This window comes from Hymenobacter sp. YIM 151500-1 (genome assembly GCF_025979885.1).
Classification (GTDB): Bacteria; Bacteroidota; Bacteroidia; order Cytophagales; family Hymenobacteraceae; genus Hymenobacter.
The window spans coordinates 1029239-1044223 of sequence record NZ_CP110139.1 but is presented as its reverse complement, the minus strand read 5'-3'; the positions used below and the strand labels follow the sequence as shown (position 1 = coordinate 1044223).

General features: G+C 60.4%; 13 protein-coding genes and 1 CRISPR repeat array (1 of these 14 running past the window's edge). Of the genes, 5 read left to right on the top strand and 8 right to left on the bottom strand.

Features of this window, described 5'->3' with window-relative positions; all coding sequences use genetic code 11:
• Positions 1-1474: direct repeats of the CRISPR family, unit length 29 nt; unit sequence GCTTTAATCGGACTGTGTGGAATTGAAAT (it extends 3334 nt beyond the left edge of the window).
• A gap of 208 nt (positions 1475-1682) precedes the next feature.
• Positions 1683-2237, top strand: coding sequence for an HdeD family acid-resistance protein (locus OIS53_RS04215; protein ID WP_264681146.1), 555 nt, complete (start codon positions 1683-1685; stop codon positions 2235-2237).
• Positions 2238-2392: 155 nt separating this feature from the next.
• On the opposite strand, the gene OIS53_RS04210 is transcribed toward OIS53_RS04215, so the two are convergent.
• The 7 genes from OIS53_RS04210 to sdaAB form a co-directional block, all read right to left on the bottom strand.
• Positions 2393-2821 carry an EamA family transporter gene (locus OIS53_RS04210; RefSeq protein WP_264681145.1) on the bottom strand — a complete coding sequence of 143 codons (429 nt, stop codon included), beginning with the start codon at positions 2819-2821 and terminating at the stop codon, positions 2393-2395.
• An 80-nt stretch (positions 2822-2901) separates the two neighbouring features.
• A complete protein-coding gene (locus tag OIS53_RS04205; RefSeq protein ID WP_264681144.1) occupies positions 2902-3774 on the bottom strand; it encodes a glycosyltransferase family protein in 873 nt (290 codons plus the stop codon).
• Between the two features lie 71 nt (positions 3775-3845).
• Entirely contained in the window at positions 3846-4184 is a 339-nt protein-coding gene (locus tag OIS53_RS04200) for a hypothetical protein (protein ID WP_264681143.1), read from the bottom strand.
• A gap of 121 nt (positions 4185-4305) precedes the next feature.
• The gene (locus OIS53_RS04195; protein WP_264681142.1) at positions 4306-5295 is read right to left on the bottom strand and encodes an NAD(P)H-dependent glycerol-3-phosphate dehydrogenase; all 990 of its coding nucleotides are present in this window, start codon (positions 5293-5295) and stop codon (positions 4306-4308) included.
• Positions 5296-5556: 261 nt separating this feature from the next.
• Positions 5557-6969, bottom strand: a complete 1413-nt coding sequence (locus OIS53_RS04190; protein ID WP_264681141.1) for an efflux RND transporter periplasmic adaptor subunit — start codon at positions 6967-6969, stop codon at positions 5557-5559.
• A 138-nt stretch (positions 6970-7107) separates the two neighbouring features.
• Positions 7108-8619 (bottom strand): TolC family protein, encoded by a 1512-nt coding sequence (locus OIS53_RS04185; RefSeq protein WP_264681140.1) that lies wholly within the window; start codon positions 8617-8619, stop codon positions 7108-7110.
• Positions 8620-8802: 183 nt separating this feature from the next.
• Positions 8803-9483 (bottom strand): L-serine ammonia-lyase, iron-sulfur-dependent subunit beta, encoded by a 681-nt coding sequence (gene sdaAB / locus OIS53_RS04180; protein ID WP_264681139.1) that lies wholly within the window; start codon positions 9481-9483, stop codon positions 8803-8805.
• A gap of 425 nt (positions 9484-9908) precedes the next feature.
• On the opposite strand from sdaAB, the gene OIS53_RS04175 reads away from it, so the two are divergent.
• The 4 genes from OIS53_RS04175 to OIS53_RS04160 all read left to right on the top strand — a co-directional run bounded on the left by OIS53_RS04175 (position 9909) and on the right by OIS53_RS04160 (position 13688).
• Positions 9909-10886: a tryptophan 2,3-dioxygenase family protein gene (locus tag OIS53_RS04175; RefSeq protein WP_264681138.1), complete on the top strand. Its 978-nt coding sequence runs from the start codon at positions 9909-9911 to the stop codon at positions 10884-10886.
• Positions 10887-11061: 175 nt separating this feature from the next.
• Positions 11062-11853: a hypothetical protein gene (locus OIS53_RS04170; RefSeq protein ID WP_264681137.1), complete on the top strand. Its 792-nt coding sequence runs from the start codon at positions 11062-11064 to the stop codon at positions 11851-11853.
• A 120-nt stretch (positions 11854-11973) separates the two neighbouring features.
• Complete coding sequence (locus tag OIS53_RS04165) at positions 11974-12912, top strand: hypothetical protein (RefSeq protein WP_264681136.1); 939 nt, start codon at positions 11974-11976, stop codon at positions 12910-12912.
• Between the two features lie 23 nt (positions 12913-12935).
• Positions 12936-13688, top strand: a complete 753-nt coding sequence (locus OIS53_RS04160) for a DUF1911 domain-containing protein (protein WP_264681135.1) — start codon at positions 12936-12938, stop codon at positions 13686-13688.
• A gap of 163 nt (positions 13689-13851) precedes the next feature.
• Here OIS53_RS04160 and OIS53_RS04155 read toward each other — a convergent pair whose 3' ends face one another.
• The gene (locus tag OIS53_RS04155) at positions 13852-14484 is read right to left on the bottom strand and encodes an NAD(P)-dependent oxidoreductase (protein WP_264681134.1); all 633 of its coding nucleotides are present in this window, start codon (positions 14482-14484) and stop codon (positions 13852-13854) included.
• Positions 14485-14985 lie beyond the last annotated feature (501 nt).

Below are 14985 nucleotides of genomic sequence, written 5' to 3'. Positions count from 1 at the left end.
CTTTAATCGGACTGTGTGGAATTGAAATATGGCACCTATACGCTGGCCGATGGGGCTAAGCTGGGCTTTAATCGGACTGTGTGGAATTGAAATAGCGGAGCAGGTAAGCCGGCACTGTGTCGTAGCCTTGCTTTAATCGGACTGTGTGGAATTGAAATATTCTGCACCATAAGCTGTTTCCCACGCAGGCGGAGGCTTTAATCGGACTGTGTGGAATTGAAATCTGGCTTGGCAGGTGGCGGCGGGGTAGTTGTGGGCGGGCTTTAATCGGACTGTGTGGAATTGAAATTCGCAGCCTTCGTAGAGCACGGCCCCGTTGACGGGCGCTTTAATCGGACTGTGTGGAATTGAAATAGGCCAGCGCGCCCGTGGCGTCGTTCTGCTGCTTGTCGGGCTTTAATCGGACTGTGTGGAATTGAAATTTCGCGTCCTGTGTGTAGCCGGTACCGCACACGCGGGCTTTAATCGGACTGTGTGGAATTGAAATGGAGGAAGACCACGCCCGCGCCCTGGCCGCGCTGTCGCTTTAATCGGACTGTGTGGAATTGAAATGTCCTGGGGCTCGGCTGCCTCCGCCACCCAACGGGGCTTTAATCGGACTGTGTGGAATTGAAATTTCATGCAGACGAGCATACTCAGCTCCTGCGTGCCTTGCTTTAATCGGACTGTGTGGAATTGAAATTGATAGCTTGCGCTACTTCTGCCTGAGAACGCCCCAGCTTTAATCGGACTGTGTGGAATTGAAATCTGTTCTGGGTGCCGTAGCTGAGCGTTACTTTCGTGGCTTTAATCGGACTGTGTGGAATTGAAATTGGGTTGCGTGAGCAGCACGTAGGCCGGGGCGTCAAAGCTTTAATCGGACTGTGTGGAATTGAAATTTGTCTTCCCGCAGGCGGGCCGCGGCCGTCGGGCGCGCTTTAATCGGACTGTGTGGAATTGAAATTGTACAGGGCCCGGCGCGCCTCGCTGACGTTGGCGAAGGTAGAGGCTTTAATCGGACTGTGTGGAATTGAAATTAGCCGCCTACGAAGCGGCTAACGGCCCCATCCCGCCGCTTTAATCGGACTGTGTGGAATTGAAATAACACCTGCGCGTCCCCGAACACCTGCGCGTCGCCGGCTTTAACCGGACTGTGTGGAATTGAAATATGGCTACAAGAAGGGCTTCCAGAAGAGCAACATCTTCGCTTTAATCGGACTGTGTGGAATTGAAATTAAGAGCTTCATTCAGCCCAGCGGTTGAGGGACGGGGCTTTAATCGGACTGTGTGGAATTGAAATTGGTGAGCTTCGTCAAAGATAAGTAGGGCCGGCACGGCTTTAATCGGACTGTGTGGAATTGAAATGACAACCTGGAGCAGCTGCCCCAGGATGCGGCCGAGGCTTTAATCGGACTGTGTGGAATTGAAATGTGGGGTTGGGCAGAGCAGGAGCAGTGGGAGAAGTGGCTTTAATCGGACTGTGTGGAATTGAAATGCGGCACTAAAGCGGTAGTTCCTCAATTGTAGCTGGGATTTGAGCGTACTGTATAGAATTGAAATTAATTTTTCGGCTGCTGCTTTCGCTGTAGAAAAGTTGCCTGGGAGGCTATTACCTAACTCCTCAGTAACGGGCGGCTCGGCCGCAACCTCCGGCTGGCTCCGAAAGTACACTGGCAGCGACAACCAACTACTACCTGCTACCTATGTTCCTTTCTGCTTTACATGCCCACTGGTGGGTGCTGGCCCTGCGGGGTCTTCTGGCGGCTATTGCCGGCCTGTTGCTGCTGTTGTTTCCGGGCTTGTCGCTGCTGCTGCTGATTACGCTGGTGGCTGGCTATTGCCTGTTTGATGGAGTGCTGTCGTTGTGGGCGGCGGCGCGGAGCAGCCGGGAGGAGCCCCGGTGGTGGACGCTGCTGCTGGAAGGCGTGGTGAGCCTGGTGGCGGGCATTGCCGCCCTGATGGTGCCCGGCGTAACGGCGCTGGTGCTGCTCTACATTGTGGCTACCTGGGCGCTGGTTACCGGTATCCTGGAAATTGTGACGGCCATCCGGCTCCGGCGCCAGCTCACCGGCGAGTGGACCCTGATTTTGGGCGGAATACTGAGCGTGGTGGCCGGACTCTACCTGTTTTTCCGGCCCGAGGCGGGCGTGGTAGCGCTGGGCTGGGTGCTGGGCGCCTACGCTTTCGGGTTTGGCATCCTGCTGGGCATTCTGGCCTGGCGCCTGCGTCGGCACAAGGACCAGCTAAGCACCACGTAGCGCTCCACACCACCTCAGAACACCCGCAGCGGCGGCGTTGGTAGCCTACCAGCGCTGCCGCTGCCGCATTATGCAACTGGCTCTAGCCCGGCGGCAGTGCGGCTCTAACGAGTTGCTTTCCGCTCCTATCCTTCCCCCACCCTGCACACCAAAGCTTAGTGCCCGCGGGCCAGCAGGGCAATGCCCACTACGATGCACACCAGGCCCAGCGCCTGCGGCCAGGCCAACGTTTCGCGCAAGAGCAGCAAGCCGAGCACGGCCGTGAGCAGCACCGAGCCGCCCACAATCACCGGCGTGCCCACCGACGACGGCACGCCCCGCCCGAATACCACAAATGTCAGGATTTCGGCCAGCCCCACGCCCACCCCGGCCAGCACGGCCAGGCCTACGCCCCGGCTGCTGAACTCCGCGGGCTGACCCTTCAGGCGAAGCCACAGCAGCCACCCGGCCCCCAGGGCCGCGGCTACCAGCTGCAGAATCACGGCCCCAGCCGCCGCCGAAATGTGGTCGGCCGCCAGCTTGATAAAGAAGTTGTACAGGGCCAGACACAGGGCCGTGAGCAGGGCCAGCAGAAGCCAGTGCATAGAAAGTCAGCTACAAATCAGTGAGCAAGTATACGCCGGCCGAGACCAACCAGCCGGTAGCTGTGCCGCTCGCTTGGTCTTCAGACCAGCTTGTAGTTACGGTACTCGCCGGGGCGGTAGCCGGTCAGCTGCTCCACCGCCTGCTTAAGCCGGTCCTTGAGGCGGTACCGGTTGCGCGACATGTCGTGCTCGAACTGCCAGCCCTGGCGCCGCACCCGCTCCTGCATCACGGCCGGGTGGGTGCCCGTGAAGCGCTGCAACGAGTCAATCTGGCTGTAGTCGAACTCCGCGGCGGGCACCACGTGCTGGGCCACCCACTCGTCAGAGTGCCAGAGGCGGTTGAAAGTTTCCTGCTTGCGCTGCATGGCGGCGGGCGTCTTTACCCAGCCGTAGTGGTGCACGGTGGCGTCGATGAGCTTGACGCGCAGCTTCTGGTTAGGCGCCTTCCGGAAGCCCTGGGCGTCGCGGTAAGAGTACACGCCGATGCCGGGCCGGATGATGCGGATTTCGCGGCGGTACCAGCGGGGCGAGTCGCCGAGGTAGTCATAGGAGCCGTAGAAGTGCCGATAGCGCAGCAGCAGCCCTTCCACTCCCAGCTGCGGCAGCCAGCGGGTCATACCTTCCCGAATGGCCGGGTAGTCCTGCTCGTGCAGCACTTCATCGGCTTGCAGGTAGATGGCCCAGTCGGCATCAGCCGGCACAGCGGCCAGGGCTTTGTCTGTCTCCACGGCCAGCACCCGCCCACCCTCGCGCAGCGTATCGTCCCACACCGTTTCCACGACGCGGATTTTCGGCGACTCCAGGCTACGAATCAGCCCCAGCGTGTCATCGTCGGAGCGGCCCACGGCCACCACCACCTCGTCGCACAGCGGCAGCAAGGACCGGAGACTTTCCAGCACCGGGTAGTCATAGAGCACTGCGTTGCGCACAAAGGTGAAGCCGACAACTTTCATGGATGGAGACTTTAGAGATGAGAACCTAGAGCTTAGACCGTACCTTATAGAATTCCACTATACTGCTGATATTAGTTGACTGGCTTAAGGAGTCTAGGATCTGGCCCTAACGCTGCTTCTATAATGCGCCAACGCACATTTTTTGCGGCAATCCAACGGTAATCGTTCCGGTCAAGTCCTTCCAAGCTCCAGTCGATATCCTCAGCCCAATACAGCGTATTGTCCTTCCAAAAGCAAACTGCCTGCATCAACACGGTCATTCCAGAATCTGCGCTTTGGCTTTGACACCAGTTGAATTGAACTACGTCCTGGAACTCTACTTCAATGACTGAGGCTTCACGAAACTGGCTTTGAAACAGCATTTTGACACTGGTCTTATTGTCAAAATGCATAGCAAGCTGTTCATCCACGAATTCGCGGGTTTGCACCACTAGTTCCTTGATGCAGCTATCATGAAAGTACCGGTACGTCTGAAGCAAATATTCTGCGTCAGCTTGGCTGCGTATGAGGTTCCACATTGCCTTCTCTCTCCTACCGTAGCTTCTCCCGCAGCAACTCGATTTCAATAGCCGGCGAAATCTTCTCGTAGAGCACGTGGTAGGCGGCCGAGGTGATGGGCATGGGCACTTGCAGCCGGCGGTTCAGCTCGTAGATGCTTTTAACGGCGTAGTAGCCCTCGGCCACCATGTTCATTTCCATCTGCGCCGATTTCACAGAGTAGCCCCGGCCCACCATGTTGCCGAAGGTGCGGTTGCGCGAAAACTGCGAGTAGGCCGTCACCAGCAGGTCGCCGAGGTAGGCCGAGCCCGACAGGTCGCGGGGCTGGGGGTTGAGGGCGTGCACAAAGCGGCGAATTTCCTGCACGGCGTTGCTCACCAGCACGGCCTGGAAATTGTCGCCGTAGCCCAGGCCGTGGGCAATGCCGCAGGTCAGGGCAATGATGTTCTTCATAACGGCGCAGTACTCAATGCCGTCCAGGTCGGGGGCCGGGTTGGCCTTCACGTAGCGGTTGCGCAACAGGCGGCAGAAGTCCTCGGCCAGCTCCGGGTCGGGCGAGCCGATGGTCAGGTAGCTCTGCTTTTCCAGGGCCACTTCCTCGGCGTGGCAGGGGCCGGCCACCACGCCCACCCGCGCGTGCGGCAGCCGAAACCGCTCGGCCACGTAGTCCGTCACCAGCACGTTGCGGCCCGGAATCATGCCCTTGATAGCCGACACGATGCGCTTGTGCTTGAGGGCGTCGCGGTCCAGCTTGTCCAGGGTGCCCTGCACGAAGGCCGCCGGCACGGCCAGCACCAGCCAGTCGGCCCCGTCCACGGCGTCGTCGAGGTCGGTGGTGGGGTACACGCGGCTCAGGTCATGGGCCACCGACGACAGGTAGCGCGGGTTGTGGCGGGTGCGCAGCAGGTGTTGCACGTCGTCCTTGCTGCGCATCCACCAGCCCACGCGGGCTCCGTTTTCGGCCAGTATTTTGGTAAGCGCGGTGGCCCAGGAGCCGCCGCCGAGCATAGCAATTTTTTCCAAGGGGGGATTGGGAGAGGTTGGGAGTGGGAAGAGAACCAGGGGTTACAAAGCTAGAAACTAGCTCCCCGCCTTGGCAAGAAGGGGCTGGCGGTGGTTGCTATTCGCAAGAACGTTTACTAGAAACCAGCGCTAGTTCTACCAATCGTTCGAGAGCTTATCAACCACCGCCAGCCCCTTCTTGCCAAGGCGGGGAGCTAGTTTCCAGCTTGCTGCTTCGGCTAGGCATGTTCCTCGCAGCATGACGGTCCGCAATATAGCGGCTTACTTGTCCTCTTCCTCCGGGGCGTCTTCTTTCAGGGCGGCTTTGTCGAGGCTTTTGGCGTCTTTCACCACCACCAGGGCACCGTCCTTCAGGGTTTTCGACACGGCCCGGAACGGCCCGCTCACCACCTGGTCGCCGGCCTGCACGCCGCTGATAATTTCGATGTTCTGGAAGTCGCTGATGCCGGTTTTCACCGGCGTCATCACCGCCTTGCCGTTGCGAATCACGAACACCACTTCCTGCACGTCGGCCGGAGCGGTTTTGGCTTGGTCTTCGGCCGAGGCGCTGGGGCCGCGGTTTACGCGCACGGCGGGCGTTTTCTTAGCGTCGGCGTCGGTGCGGGCGCTGTCGGAGCGGGTCGTGACGGCAGCCAGGGGCACGCTCAGGGCGTTGGCTTTGCGGTTGGTGATGATGTCGACGGAGGCCGTCATGCCGGGCCGGAACGGCACGATGGTGCGGCCCTTGACCGTGCGCGTGAGCTGGCGGTACGACTCGGGCAGCAGCCGAATGCGCACCTCAAACTCGGTGACGGCTTCGGCCGTGAGGGCGTCCTTGGCCGTGTTGGCAATGGCCGTCACGATGCCGCGAAATTTCTGGTCCTGGCTGGCGTAGGAGTCCACCTCCACGTCGGCCGAGTCGCCCAGGTCCACGTTGATAATGTCGTTTTCATTCACGCTTACCCGCACCTCCATGTTGTTGAGGTTGGCAATGCGCATGATTTCGGTGCCGGCCATCTGGGAGGTGCCCACCACCCGCTCACCCTTCTTCACGTTGAGCTTGCTTACCGTGCCGTTCACCGGCGAGAAGATGGTGGTTTTTACCAGGTTGCGGCGGGCTTCTTCCAGCGAAGCTTGAGCACTCTGCACGTTGCTCTGGGCCGCCCGGATGCTCTGGCGGGCCGAGTTGATTTCTTCCTGCGACGCCTCGTAGGCCGCTTTGCTGGCTTCGTAATCGGCCTGCGAAATCACCTTCTGCTTGTAGAGCGAGGCGTTGCGGCGGAAGGTTAGCTCGGTTTGCTTGGCGTTGGCCAAGAGCTGCTGCAAACGGGCCTGGCTCTGGCCCACGTTGGCGCGCTGGGTGTTCACCATGGCCGATTGCTGGCTGACCATGGCCTGGTAGTTGTCGGGGCGGATGCGGAGCAGCAGCTGGCCCTGCTTCACGGAGTCGCCCTCTTCCACGTACAGCTCAATGATTTCCCCCGACACGTCGGGCGAGATTTTCACCTCAGTTTCGGGCTGCACTTTGCCCGAGGCACTTACTTTCTCCACGATATTGGCCGGGGCCGCCTTGGCCGCCAGCACTTCGGTGCCAGCCGGCTTGCCCACCCAGCCCTGGCTTTTGGCCACCATAAAGCCGCCAATCATCACGACCAGAATGGCGAGCAGTATGTACAGGGTACGGTTATTTTTCATTTTTAGGAACTTGGGGGCTGAGGGTCTTAGGTTTTTGGGACTTGAGGCTTGGGCTTAGGTTCTTGAGGATTAAACTAGGGTGTGGGCGACTGTCGTTGAACGTCAACTAAGTTCCCAAGCCCCTAAGTCCCTAAGCCCCTACAATGCCAACGGCCGACCTTGATAGAAGTCGAGCACTTTGCGGCGGAAGATAAATTCGTACTTAGCTTGAATCATATCCGATTCGGCGGCCGTGAGGTTGTTGCGAGCAATATTGAAATCGGTGCCGTTGAGCAGGCCATTGTTGAAGCGGATTTCTGCGTTGCGGAACGCTACCACCAGAGCTTCCACTTGGCGGGAGCTAGCAGCATAGCGGCGTTGGGCGGCCAGAGCATCCGCGTAGCTCTGCTGAATGGTCTGGCGCAGCTGCAGGCTCGTTTGCTCGGCTCGCAGCTCAGCCTGCTGCTGATTGATGCGGGCGCGTTGCACGCCCACGCGGGACTGCAGACCGTTCAGAATGGGGATGTTGAGGGTAAACTGAATAAACTCGCCGCGGTTGTCGCGCAGTTGATCCAGAAATTTATAGGGCAACCGGTCGTAGGCTGGCTGGAGCAATACAAACGAGGTGGGCCGGTATGAACTTGGCAAGCCGGGAGTTTCTTCGAGCACGGGCACCGTCTCGAAGCGGTCTGATACAAGCACTGGTTGTTCGCGCACAGATGAAAAACCCGTTTGGACACCCCCAGCCACCGTCAGGCGGGGATAATAGGCACCGCGGGCAATATCCAAGCCGCGCTGGGCGCTCTGCACGCGCAGCTCCGCGGCTTTCACCTCGGGCTGGTTTTGGCGGGCCACGTCAAACGTTGAATTGGGGTCGGGCAGGTTGGCAGCCAACACATCATCGGAGTCGGGTAGCACGGGCACTGCCACCTCAAAGCTGGGTGTGGCGGCGGGGTCCAGATTGAGCTGCTGCATCAGCGCTAGCTTGGCTAGGTCGCGCTGGTTTTGCGCTGTCACTAAGGTCCGTTCTTCGCTGGCTAACTGGGCGCGGCTGTCAAGGACATTACTTTCCGCCACGGCGCCGGCCCGCAATAGCTTTTCGCTGCGCGTCACTTGTTCGCGCACAGTACTCAAGCGAGCTTCTGATGCCCGAATCAGCTCCTGGGCTAGTAGCAACTGCAAAAACGACGACGCCACGTTTAACGACAAATCGTTACGGGCTTTGTCTACGTCTATGCTGGCTGCCTGCGCATCCAGCTGGCCCTGCTTGACCGTATTACGCAGTTGAAACCCTGAAAACAAGGTTGCCTGGACCGTACCAGAAAAGTTATTGGAGCGCACATTCAGCTGCTGAAACTGATTGGTAAGTGGGTCGCGGTTAGTACCGAAGTTAAACCCTTGCGTTGCGTTGAGGCCCGCAGTGGGCAGCAGGGCGGCGCGGTTGATGCGCTGGCTAGCCTGCTGCTGCTCTGCCGTTAGCTGCTGCTGGCGCACAGCCAGGTTGTTTTGCAAGGCATAGTCAACGGCGCGTTGTAATGTCCAGGGGCCAGTAGGGGCCGCGGCCAACGCTCCCGCCGGGGGCTGCGCAGGGCTTGGGGAGGTCTGGGCGAGCACCGGTGCCGGCAGCAGCCCGGCCGACATGCTCATCAGCAACCAGGTAAAACGCTTCATAGGGAAGGAATAGCTTATGTGCGCAAAAAGGTGAGCCGACGGCTTAGCTTACAGACGCCAACCCGGCCTGAATGGTGGCCTGGGCCACCAAATATAGGTAGCAGGCAATACCAGAGGCCTTGGCAATCAACCAACCCGCCGAAAACGGCCACCAACCCAGCGGCCGGCTCCATCAATCAGTCCTCAATCGATGGTGGGAATGTAAGTAACGCGGTGGACCCAGCGCAGCTGGCGCAGGTACTCCAGGGTGATGTCGCGCAGGCCGGAGTCCATTTCGATAAACTGCCGGGCGGCGTCGCGCTTGCCTTTCCGCGACACAAACATGGTGGCAATGTTGCAGTCGTCGTGGGCAATAACCGAGGCAATAAAGGCAATGGAGCCGGGCACGTCGTCGGCGTCGATGATGAGCGTGTGCAGGGAGGCCGAGAAGTCGGCCGGGAAGCCATCCACCTCCACAATGCGGATAACGCCCCCGCCCCGGCTCTGGCCCACCACCTCCACGGCATGGCCGGTGCGCTCGTCGCGCAGCTGGAGCCGGATGGTGTTGGGGTGCATGGTGGAGGCGTTGCCCACGCCCTGAAACGTGTACTGCAAGCCGGCCGCGCGGGCGTGGTCGAAAGCCTCGCGGATGCGCACGTCGTCGGTGGCCATGCCCAGCAGGCCGGCCACGATGGCGCGGTCGGAGCCGTGGCCCTCGTAGGTGCGGGCAAAGGAGTTGTAGAAGGTGATGGTGGCGTGGGTGGGCACGCTGCCCAGGATGCGGATGGCGGCCCGCGCAATGCGCACCACTCCGGCCGTGTGCGAGGAGCTGGGTCCTATCATCACCGGCCCAATCATATCGAAAATACTGGATTTCTCAGCCATAGACGCAGTAAAGGTAGGGGAAATGAGGTGATAGGGTGACAAGTAACAGGTGACAGGTGACAGGTGACAGGTAACAGGTGACAGGTGACAGGTGACAGGTGACAGGTGACAGGTGACAGGTGACAGGTAACAGGTGACAGGTAACAGGTGACAGGTAACAGGTGACAGGTAACAGGTGACAGGTAAGAGGACGGTCATGCTGAGCGCAGCCGAAGCATCTCTCCCGCTTCGTCCTCACGGTTAAGATTAGCCAGCGGTAGAGATGCTTCGACTTCGCCTCCGGCTCCGCTCAGCATGACCGTCCTCTTTCGTGTCACCTGTTACCATTTACCTGTCACCTGTTCCTTGTCACCTGTCACCATTCACCTCCACCCCATCACCCATTTCCCCATCTTTGCACCGCTGCTTATCACCTTTAGTTGCTCATGCCTACCCCCGAAGAAGAGTTCTCGCCGGCCGTGCTGGCCCAGCTTCGGCGCCTGCAAGCCCGCTACGCCGCCGATGGCCAGGACCTGGCCGCCTACCTCGAAGGTCTGTATTACACCGACTACGTCAACTACTGGGATTACATCGAGCTGGACACCCTGCTCAGCCTGCAACGGCCCCTGACCCAGATTCCGGACGAGCGGATTTTTATCATCTACCACCAGATTACGGAGCTGTACTTCAAGCTCTGCCTCTGCGAGTACGAGCAGCTGGGCGACTTGCAGGAGCCCACCGTGCAGGAAGTGGTGCTGCGCGTGGGCCGCATCAACCGCTACTTCGAGAACCTGATTGACTCGTTCGATGTGATGGTGGACGGCATGGACAAGCAGCAGTTTCTGCAGTTCCGGATGGCCCTGATGCCGGCTTCGGGGTTTCAGAGCGTGCAGTACCGCATGATTGAGCTGGCCAGCACGGCCCTCTCCAACCTGGTGCCCGAGGAGCAGCGCCGCCTGCTGGGCCAGGCCCCCGCCCACGACGAGCTGCTGGGCTGCATCTACTGGAAGTCGGGGGCCACGGTGGAAGACACCGGCGCCAAGGCCCTGACGCTGCTGCAGTTTGAGCAGAAGTACACCCAGCAGCTGATGGAGCACGCCCGCCGCTTCGAGCAGCGCAACCTCTGGGCCGTGGTGCAGCGCCTGCCGCCCGGCCCCGATGGCCAGCAGCACCCGCGCCTCGTGCGCCACCTGCGCCAGCTCGACGTGAACGTGAACGTGAACTGGCCGCTGATGCACTACAAGTCGGCGGTGCGCTACCTGGAGCGCCACCCCAGCGAAATCCCGGCTACGGGCGGCACCAACTGGAAAAAGTACCTGCCCCCGAAGTTTCAGCGCCGCATCTTCTACCCCCCGCTCTGGAGCGCCCAGGAGCTGGCCGAATGGGGCAAAGGTTGGGTGGAAAGCGTGCTGGGCGAAGGGTAAGAGGCGCCCAACACACTCTACCTGCTTTCACGCATAGGCAAGCCTTCTGTTTCATGTTCATGTATTGCATTATCCCCACTAGATGACGAACCAGGAGCTACTTGATTTTTTCAGCCGCCCCCGGCGCCCGGTCCATGAGCTACCCGAACACGCACCGTTTGGCCCGCTGGAAGCTATGTTGCATCAGGTACATGAGTCGGCCGGCGACTGCCTGGGCGAGCTTCACCGGCTCTTGTTTCTGCATGTGCTGCGGGTAGCGGTGGTGCCGGCCGAGCCCACCGGCACCGTGGAAGGCGTCAAGTACGAGGGCCACCCGTGGCGCCCCTTCGTGCGCGACGATGGAAAACTGCTGCTGTTTTCGTCGCTGGGCCGAGCCTATGATGGCCTGCCCAAGCCGCAGCCCGGCGACCTTACCATGCGGCCCTTAGTACCGGTGGCGCAGGGGCATGGGTTTGAGATACTGCCCGACCTGGCTGAGCATGACCTGGTGCTCAACCCGTTTTCGCGTCACTCGTGGCGGCTGCCCCGGCAGGAAGTGGCGGAACTGCTGCGCATTAACATTGTACGGGAGCCTATGCTACTTAACGTGGCCGACCTGCCCACGCAAGAGCTGCGCCCCCTGGCAGAGCGCCTGCCGGATAGTCTCCGAACCGGCTTGCAGTGCATTTTTTGGGAGCAGCGCACACCCGACCTGCACCTGGCCTACGTGGCCGAGTGGAACCTGCCCCCCGACCACCCCGACGCCGGCCTGGCCGTGTTTGTCCTGACGCCCCACTTGGATGAGGAAAGGCCCCACTACCTGGCACCCATTCCCAAAAGCGGCTTAGACGGCCGGCCCCTGCCGGCGGTGCGCTTCTTCTACCTCGACCCCCAGCTCTTTATCAGCAAGCTGCCCCGCGTGGCCGAGCAGCTGCGCAGCTATTCTCCGTTTTACGTGCGTGAGGGCCACCGGCCGCCGTTCTTCTAGCCTGCTTCCCGGAGCGGCAGCGGGTATCTTGAAGCCGCTTAGCCGTCCCGTGAACAACAAGTTACCTACCTATTGCCCGCAGGTGTTTTTTCCAGCTACATTGAATTTTACTATAGCCCTATGCCTCCTCCCGCTCCTGCCCAGGCCCTGTACTGGTGTTTCGGCTCCTGGCGCTACCGCGTAGCCGACATGCGGTACCGCCTCTACCAGGCCCTGGACGCGGCCCGGCGCCGCAGCACCCAGGTGCTGGCCGACCGGGTGGAATTCTCCCTGCTCGATGCCGACGCTCACACCGACGTGGTAGCGTACGCGGCCTGCTCCTACCAGCGCGCCCACAGCGTGTTTGAGCTGGAGTACGCCGACGGCTCCTGCCGCCCCTGGCTCACGGTGCAGGCCGCCCACCTGGTCAGCTTCGTGGAAGAACTGCGCCCCGGCCCTGGCCAGGAGCCCAGCCACCGCCAGCGCCTGGCTTTGTCGGCCGCCGCCCTGGTGCTGCGCGACGGCACCACCATCCAGCGCCACACGGTCATCCCCTGGGATGCCCCGCCCGAGGTGGAGCGCCGTGCCCGCCTCGAGGGCTGGCCCCTGCCGCAGGCCGCCGCCATGCCCGCTCCCCACCCCGAGCTGAAAGTGTCGGCCCCGGCTAAGACAGCTCCGCCCGCGCTGTCCACCAACGCCGACAAAGGCGTGTACGGGGAGCACCGCAGCGACGCCTTTATGCGCGCCCAGGGCCATACCAAGCTCAACGACGGCGGCCTGGTCACGCCCCCACCCCCCGGCGGCACAGCCCGTGGCACTGGCATTGACGGGGTGTGGCGCCATGCCAGTCCCCCACCTGATTACATCATCACTGAGGCCAAATATGGCAAGAGCCGCCTGAGCATGACCAAGGACGGTAAGCAGATGAGTGATTCGTGGATTCTGGGGAGTGACCGGCTGAAGAAAGCAGTGGGTCAGCAAGCTGCTGATGACATTATATTCGCTATGGGTATGGGAAGGATTGAAAAAAGATTACACAAGGTTGATTCTACTGGTACTTTGGTAGAACACATACTTTAATCGGAAGAAGAACCCACAACCAGATGGATAAACGAGAACCACTATTGACAGAGAGCTTTTTTGAACAGACAGTGTCTTTTACTCAAAGTTCAATTGAACGCTTTGCAGCTCCGTTACGAGACCAATATGAAACCATCGCCAAGCCAGAGGTATTTCTTTTCGCCGTTTTTAACAAGCGTTATGCACTGCTTAGCTTAAAATACTCGCGCGGCTACCCTGTTCAGGATTTAGTACCTGATTTGCTGGCTGCCATTGACGCGCTAGCAGCTTACAAGCAACACCCGCAAGCAGAAGATTTCTTTTTCAACGGGGAGCAGGACGAGTACATGCAGGCCGTGGCCCTCCTCTCGCTCGGCTTACTGCTGCGCGTAGACACCGATGTATTTAAGCGGTTAGTCGAAGCCATTGGCCTCAATGGGCAGGACTACCTGCTGGAATGGCTGGCCGGGCGGCGCCTGCCCCACCGCCCGCCGACCGTGCAGCTGTTGTTTCCCAAGACCTACGCCCGCCTGCGCGACGCCATCCAGGCCCCGCGTGACCTGACGCCCCCCTTCCTCAAAGCCTTTCTGGCCCACTGGTACGAAAGCCTGGATACGGTCTGGTACAATATCCACGCCCACCGAACCGATGCGGCCGGCTTCACGGGTTACTGGTGCTGGGAGGCGGCGGCCGTGGCGTTTGCCCTGCGCGTGGATGACACTGAACTGCAAACCATGCGCTACTACCCTAAGGACCTGGCAGACGTTGCCTTCGGGCGCAGTACCACGCCGGTCTAGTGAGCTGCCTCCTGCCCCCGAGCATACCTGCTTCCGCAACGTAACCGAGCCCCGAAAGCCAGAGGAAACATTCTGTGGCTTTCGGGGCTCGGGTGTGTGGCTTCCTGCTGCGCGGACTGATGCGCCCGAACTGGTTGTGAAGCCCAGCGTACGGCAAAACCCGCTAATAGCTCACAAACGGCATCTTGCCCACGAACTGTTCGTCTTCAACCTGCTTGAGGAGAAAGTCGGCCAGGTCGGCGCGGCCGACGCTGGTGCTGGCATTTACGCCCACCCAGCCCACGCGGTACTGCCCGCGGCGGGGCTCGTCGGTGAGGCGGGGGCCGCGCACGATGGTCCAGCGCGCCGGGCTCTGGCGCAGCACGTCGGCGTGACGAATGGCGTCGTTCAGGATTTTAGGCACGAACAGCTTCATAATGCCCCGGATGAGGTGGTCGGGCAGCTTGGGCTTGTCCTCGGTGGTGGGCAGGCCGCCCCCGGAGAGGCTGATGATGCGCTGCACGCCGTGCTGCTGCATGGCCCGCACGATGTGGCGGGTACCATCGGTTTGCAGCCACTCCGGCGAGCCTTTCACGTGGCCGAATAGGCTCACCACCACGTCGGTGCCCTGCACGGTGCGGGCCACGGCCTCGGGGTCGAGCACGTCGCCTTGGATTACTTCCAAGTTGGGGTGCTGGGTGCTGAGCTTGGCCGGCGTGCGCACCAGCGCTTTGATTTTATAGCCTTGCGCTAAAGCCTGCGGCAAGAATTGCTGGCCGGTTTTGCCGGAGGCGCCGAAAAGGGCAATGGTTTTCATAAGCAACGATTGGTTTGAGGCAAAGCTGACACTTGACTGCTTACCAAGCAAGTACCTACCGTTTGGTAGAGTACTTACCATTTGGGTGGTTTGCAAATGATTTATTCCTCATGCGTGGCAGCGCATCTTTCTTTTCATACCTACGCCTAACGTACCTGAAACGATTCCTGCTCCTTTACTTTAAAGCGGTTTTTGGGGCAGTGTATCAGGGGTAGCCGGCTCCAAAGCCGCCTGCCCAGTTGCCGACAGAACAGCCCCCCCGTTGTCACATTGCCGCCCGGCTGTCAGCACCACACCCACCGGGCGGCTTTGGGGCCGCCCGCCTGCAACCGCCCGGCACCGTTTGCTGGTCGGAGAAAGATACCACGAAGCGGGAGAGATACTTCGCTACGTTAACCTTCAGTTCGACAAGTGGACGCCAGATAAAGCACGACCGTTTTTCGACTGCCTGAACAGCTTCAGTGAAACCCTAGGCAAGGGCCTTGCCTACACTGAGGCTTC

Excerpts from the sequence above, each read along its gene's own strand:
- OIS53_RS04215 (WP_264681146.1), top strand. The coding sequence starts at position 1,683 with ATGTTCCTTTCTGCTTTACATGCCCACTGGTGGGTGCTGGCCCTGCGG.
- OIS53_RS04210 (WP_264681145.1), bottom strand. The coding sequence starts at position 2,821 with ATGCACTGGCTTCTGCTGGCCCTGCTCACGGCCCTGTGTCTGGCCCTG.
- OIS53_RS04205 (WP_264681144.1), bottom strand. The coding sequence starts at position 3,774 with ATGAAAGTTGTCGGCTTCACCTTTGTGCGCAACGCAGTGCTCTATGAC.
- OIS53_RS04190 (WP_264681141.1), bottom strand. The coding sequence starts at position 6,969 with ATGAAAAATAACCGTACCCTGTACATACTGCTCGCCATTCTGGTCGTG.
- OIS53_RS04185 (WP_264681140.1), bottom strand. The coding sequence starts at position 8,619 with ATGAAGCGTTTTACCTGGTTGCTGATGAGCATGTCGGCCGGGCTGCTG.
- sdaAB (WP_264681139.1), bottom strand. The coding sequence starts at position 9,483 with ATGGCTGAGAAATCCAGTATTTTCGATATGATTGGGCCGGTGATGATA.
- OIS53_RS04175 (WP_264681138.1), top strand. The coding sequence starts at position 9,909 with ATGCCTACCCCCGAAGAAGAGTTCTCGCCGGCCGTGCTGGCCCAGCTT.
- OIS53_RS04170 (WP_264681137.1), top strand. The coding sequence starts at position 11,062 with ATGTTGCATCAGGTACATGAGTCGGCCGGCGACTGCCTGGGCGAGCTT.
- OIS53_RS04165 (WP_264681136.1), top strand. The coding sequence starts at position 11,974 with ATGCCTCCTCCCGCTCCTGCCCAGGCCCTGTACTGGTGTTTCGGCTCC.
- OIS53_RS04160 (WP_264681135.1), top strand. The coding sequence starts at position 12,936 with ATGGATAAACGAGAACCACTATTGACAGAGAGCTTTTTTGAACAGACA.
- OIS53_RS04155 (WP_264681134.1), bottom strand. The coding sequence starts at position 14,484 with ATGAAAACCATTGCCCTTTTCGGCGCCTCCGGCAAAACCGGCCAGCAA.